General features: G+C 60.3%; 4 protein-coding genes and 3 pseudogenes. 4 read left to right on the forward strand and 3 right to left on the reverse strand.

Going from position 1 to position 5,093, the window contains the following annotated elements; genetic code table 11:
* Window positions 1-194: IS66 family insertion sequence element accessory protein TnpB (tnpB, locus tag K359_RS56335; RefSeq protein WP_035978466.1), on the reverse strand; the 194-nt coding region annotated here is incomplete at its 3' end.
* Entirely contained in the window at window positions 191-616 is a 426-nt protein-coding gene (locus tag K359_RS0146905) for a transposase (RefSeq protein ID WP_245284953.1), read from the reverse strand. The genes K359_RS0146905 and tnpB, both read right to left, overlap by 4 nt.
* A 38-nt stretch (window positions 617-654) precedes the next feature.
* On the opposite strand from K359_RS0146905, the pseudogene K359_RS56340 reads away from it, so the two are divergent.
* From K359_RS56340 to glmS, 3 genes and pseudogenes are all read left to right on the forward strand, one after another.
* Window positions 655-1,152, forward strand: a pseudogene (locus K359_RS56340) (transposase); the annotation flags it as partial.
* Window positions 1,153-2,054: 902 nt separating this feature from the next.
* Window positions 2,055-2,819 (forward strand): Crp/Fnr family transcriptional regulator, encoded by a 765-nt coding sequence (locus K359_RS58125; RefSeq protein ID WP_051346837.1) that lies wholly within the window; start codon window positions 2,055-2,057, stop codon window positions 2,817-2,819.
* A gap of 78 nt (window positions 2,820-2,897) precedes the next feature.
* Window positions 2,898-4,085: pseudogene (gene glmS / locus K359_RS60625) on the forward strand (glutamine--fructose-6-phosphate transaminase (isomerizing)); the annotation flags it as partial.
* Here the strand turns inward: glmS and K359_RS65560 are convergent.
* Window positions 4,057-4,658: pseudogene (locus K359_RS65560) on the reverse strand (transposase); the annotation flags it as partial. The pseudogenes glmS and K359_RS65560 sit on opposite strands and share 29 nt — an antisense overlap.
* A 126-nt stretch (window positions 4,659-4,784) precedes the next feature.
* Here K359_RS65560 and K359_RS0146940 point away from each other — a divergent pair.
* Window positions 4,785-5,093 (forward strand): transposase (locus tag K359_RS0146940; protein ID WP_029084284.1); only part of this gene is annotated, 309 nt, incomplete at its 3' end.

Genomic DNA, 5,093 nt, shown 5'->3' on the forward strand with positions numbered 1-5,093 from the left:
GACATGCCCAGTCCATCGTGCCAAAGGATCTTAATCAGCTTGCCGCTTTTGCCACGGAACACATAGAGGTCGCCGCCGTGCGGGTCTCGCGTGAACGCTTCCTGCACCAGCAAGGCCAGCGAGTTCATGCCGCGACGCATATCGGTGTGGCCGGTCGCAATCCACACCCGCACGCCCGACGCAATGGGGATCACCGTAAGCGTCCATCTGCCAGCACCGCCACGGCGGCCTTCAGCGTCGCCGCGTCGACCGGACCCGTGATCCGCATCCGAGCCCCGGCAGCAAACTCGATCTCGATCGACCCGCCGCTGTTGGCCGGCGCGACTGGACAAGGCGGCGGCCCAGATTCCGCGACCACCATCGCCGGTACGAAGCCAGGTTGACGGGCGGTATCCTTCGGCTCAGGCCGAAACGAGCGTCGCCATCGCAGCAGCAATGAGCGCGAAACGCCATACCGCCGCGCTGTTGCCGCGACTTGGCGCGGCGCCTGTAAGCTCTCCAGGACGATCTTGAGCTTCTCATCCTCGGACCAGCGCCGTCGCCGGCCCGTGTCCACCACTTCAAGCCGTTCGACTTGGGCACTGCGCCTATCACTGTCCATAAGGACAGTACTCAACAACTCGCCTCATTCGGCAAGGCGGCCTTCACCGGACGGATACGTTGGAACTGTTGCTCGAGCAGATCAAGGCGGTGGAAGCTGAGCGGGATGTGCTGCTTGCCGCGCAACAAGTCGCAGCGCCGGCGCCGGCGGCGATGTTGCTCGATATCAAGGGCATCGGGCCAGAGTTCGCCGCCATCCTCTGGTCGGAAGGGCTCTTCCGACACTTCGGCAATCGACGCCAAGTCGCTTCTTATGCGGGCCTAACGCCAACACCCTGGCAAAGCGGTTCGGTTGATCGCGAACAGGGCGTGTCTAAAGCAGGCAATCCGCGATTGCGAACAACGCTCGTCCAACTCGCGTGGCTATGGCTGCGCCATCAGCCGCACTCGGCGCTGGCCCTGTGGTTTGAAGATCGGGGCAGGCGCAATGGCGGCCGTCTTAAGAAGACGACAATCGTGGCGCTGGCGCGCAAGTTGCTGGTAGCGCTCTGGAAATATGTGACCGCAAGCGTTGTCATCGACGGAGCCGTGATGAAACGTACCTGGCGATAAACGCTGACCGAATCCTTAAATCTTCCAGGACTTGATCAGTCCTGGCGGATCCAGGTGGACGAACCGCACCCGAACATGGCCTAAAAAGCCCGTCTTCAAGAATGGTCTCGTCTTCCTGAGCCCCGACCGCCGCAAGCGGGATATTGGTGCAGCCGTTTCGCGCGGCGACCGAATGTGAGGTTGATCGTGCTCGGAACCGAGCCGCGTCCAGGCAATCGGGCTCAGCCTCGGATACCGAACAGATACTGGAGATCTGCGGATGTCACCCTAATACGCCCCCCTTGACTTGAACCTCCCCATGTGAGGTTCGGATGAAGCGCTCTGCGACGCCGTTGCCTCTGGCTCTCGCACGAAGGAGGGCGAAGCTTCGATCCCCAGGCATTCGATTTCGTCATGGAAATCGTCGGATATGTAGTTGGAGCCATGATCATGACGCAGCTTCAATCCGCGCGCCCCCCCGGGCGCCATGGCTCCGAAGCCCCGATGCACCCCCTGACGCACCGGCTCCGGGGCCTCGAAGCGATTGGCCGACCGCGATGCATGAATGCCGACGACTTCCGAATTGGAGTGTTCCACGGCAACGAAGACATTGGCCGTGAGATGGTGATCGTCTGCGTCATGTCCGTTCCCCACATTTCATTGACCTTGCCAGTGATGATCGTCCCATCGTGCGGCTTGCTAACTTTCGCCGGGGCCCTTTCGGCTTACTCCTTCTTAACGAGTAGATAACCGGGACGTTGCTGCTAAGGCTGCCCTCCAATATTTGATCTGTCTATTTCCGAACGCTCGATATTTTACTTCGACGCGGGACTTTCCAAGAGGTCTTCCAAATGACTTTCCGTCAAATGACGATTGTCGAGGGCTCCTGGTCAACGCCAACGCTTCAATCAACGATGAGTCCAATGCTGGATGAAACGGAGGTTTCCCGTTTTGTCAAAGTGATCGGTGCAAAAGGTGACTGCTTGCACCTCCGGTCGCAACAACGCGTTCCGCTTCCTCCGGCCGGAAGAGTGCTCATCCTGCGGGAAGGCATGCTCGCAATCGATGCGATGCCCGCAAAGGGAAAGCTCCAGGTACTGGATTTCCTGGTTGCGGGAGACGTTGTATCGGCATCGAGCGTCCTTCCCGCGCCCGGATATTCGTTGCGAGCAATCACCCGGGCGTCGTTGGTCTCTCTGGATCCTCCTGCAGTCGACCGGTCGATTCCAGCTCAAGATTATTGGGCATTTCTGGTCGCCCGATCCTTGAATCAGCTGGCTCGCGCGAGCATTCATCAGTTGTTGATTGGTCGTCTCGAGACCGAGCAGCGCGTCGCCTCATTCATTCTGAGTTTAGCGCTGCGGAATCTCCGCAAGGGGATGCGCCAAGTGTCCGTCGATCTCCCCATGTCGCGCACTGACATTGCCAACTATCTCGTCATCAACTGCGACACGTTGAGCAGGACGATGATGAGATTATGCGATAGCGGCTTGATCGAAAGACATAGCCGCCATGTGCTTCGAGTTATCGACCTTGAGGCGCTGAGGAGGAGATCCCCCCTCGCGTCGTTGCTGTCAGCAGTATTCGAGAGGAGGGACGGCCAGGAGAGCGGTTCCGCGAGTTGCGTGGAAGAAAGCGCATCCGTGCCTTCGATGCTGAAGATCACGGTCTCAGTTCTCTTGTGGTAACAGGCGCCCGATTGTCGCGTTCCAGCGCAAAGTATCCTTATGCCTCGCGGCGAATTGTAGATACATCGGAGTAGGAAGATGTGTGGAATCGTCGGTTTCGTGGGGCGAGGACCGGCCGCCGCCGCGATTCTGGATGCATTGAAACGACTTGAATATCGAGGATACGATTCAGCGGGTATCGCCACGATAGAGCGCGGTATCCTGACGCGGCGGCGCGCAGTCGGAAAGCTCAAGAACCTCGAGAAAAGGCTGAGTTAGCCGCTTGCCGGCCGCATAGGCATCGGCCACACCCGCTGGGCAACCCATGGCCGTCCAAATGAGGAGAACGCGCATCCGCACGCGGTTGATGGCGTTGCGGTCGTTCATAACGGCATCATCGAAAATCATCGCGAGTTGCGTGACGAGCTTGAGCGGGCAGGGGCGCGCTTTGTCACCGAAACAGACTCCGAGGTGGACGCCCATCTTGTAGACCAGCAGCTGAAGAGGGGTTGCAAGCCGGTAGAGGCGGTACGCGCCGCGCTGCCGTGACTGGAGGGAGCGTTTGCGCTGGCGTTTCTGTTTCAAGGCTACGAAAACCTGATCCTTGGGGCGCGCAAGGGATCTCCGCTTGCGGTCGGGTATGGACGGGGCGAAATGTACCTCGGATCCGATGCGATTGCTCTTGCGCCGATGACCGACATGATCAGTTACGGCGACCTCGCAGTGGTTCACGCGGCAGGGAATCGACTTTCTCAATATGAAAGGCGAATACCTTCAACGTCCGCCAGCCAGGATCGCCGCCTCGACCATCGCCGCCTGCAAAGGCGAGCATCGGCACTTTATGCTCAAGGAGATTCACGAACAGTCGAGGGTGGTTGGCCAGACGCTCGCACAGTACATTGATATCGCGAGCAGCATGATCAAAATGCCCGCTCTGGCGGAATTGAATTTCCGCGACATCAACAGGGTGTCCATCACAGCCTGTGGCACCGCCTTTCACGCCGGGCTCATTGCCGGTATTGGTTCGAACGTTACGCAGGCCTCCTGGTCGAAATCAATATCGCCTCCGAATTTCGTTATCGCAAGGTGCCGTTCGATCCCGGCAATCTGGCGGTCTTTGTATCGCAATCCGGAGAAACCGCCGATACACTCGCCTCGCTGCAGTTCGCAAAAGCTCACGGGCGGCGGCTGCTTTCGGTTGTCAACGTGCCAAGCTCGACGATGGCGCGCGCGAGCCAGATTGTCTTGCCCACGCTTGCCGGCCCGGAAGTCGGAGTGTCCTCCACCACCGGGCCAGCAACAAGCCGCTCTTCTTCATTAGCCGGTAGACGCGCTTGCGTTGACCGGGTCGTGGCCGGCGGATCGCCGCTCGCGCTTGAGGAGCGCGGCGATCCGCCGATATCCATAGCTCGGCCGGCTATCCACCAGGCGCCGGATATCGGGAGTGAGCTCGGCATCCCCGGCGCGGATCTGGGGACCTCGCTTTGGACGCTTCCCGTTCGCTCGCTCCACCAGGTTGGAACGGGCCACCCCGAGGGTCTCTGCGATCAGCTTCACGGGGTATCCTCCGGCGCCTGCGATCGCGACAGCAAGGTCGGTTTTTTACCCGTGCAAGGTCAAGAGCCTCCTTGAGGATCTCGACCTCCAGGGTCTTGCGGCCGAGCATGCGTTCGAGGTCTCGAACCGTTCCTCCAGCCTCCGGACCTCGGACGCGGCGACCACATCCTCATCCGCGCGCACCGCTTCCTTGCCCCCTTCGCTCATCAGCCGTCTCCATCGGAAGACCATGCTCGGGGAGAGCCCATGGCGACGGGCAACATAGCTGATTGACATGCCCGGTTGCAGCGTCTCGTTGACGACCAAGAGCGTAAGCGGCAAAGAAACCCCGTCTGGCGGAGTGGTAAGCGATCGGCTATCGGCTGCTGAGTTTGTGAGCCGATGTGAGCTTCTATGTCTGCGCCTAGTTCTGGAACTAGAACCTTCCATATGATCGAAGCGGTCGCCGACCGTCTTGAGGGAGCGCCGCGGCAGCTTCGCCGACGCTGGTCGGACGAGTTCAAGGCGCAAATTGTGACAGAGGCGCTGGAGCCTGGCGCGAGCGTCTCGGCGATCGCCCGCCGGATCGGCATTCACCCGTCGCAGCTGTTCGCTTGGCGCCGTGATGCTCGGGCCGAGCGGCATTATCGCTCGCGGCACTCGAGTTGCGAGGGCGTGGTGGCGTCTGTGGCAGGCACAGTGATTGAGATTGCCATTGGCGAGGTCGTCGTGCGTGCCGGCGTGGACGTCGACGAGGCG

This window comes from Bradyrhizobium sp. th-b2 (assembly GCF_000426785.1).
Taxonomy (GTDB): Bacteria; Pseudomonadota; Alphaproteobacteria; order Rhizobiales; family Xanthobacteraceae; genus Bradyrhizobium; species Bradyrhizobium septentrionale.

What these genes read in the sequence shown, in the direction of transcription:
- K359_RS58125 (WP_051346837.1), top strand. Translation starts at nt 2,055, where the DNA reads ATGCTGGATGAAACGGAGGTTTCCCGTTTTGTCAAAGTGATCGGTGCA.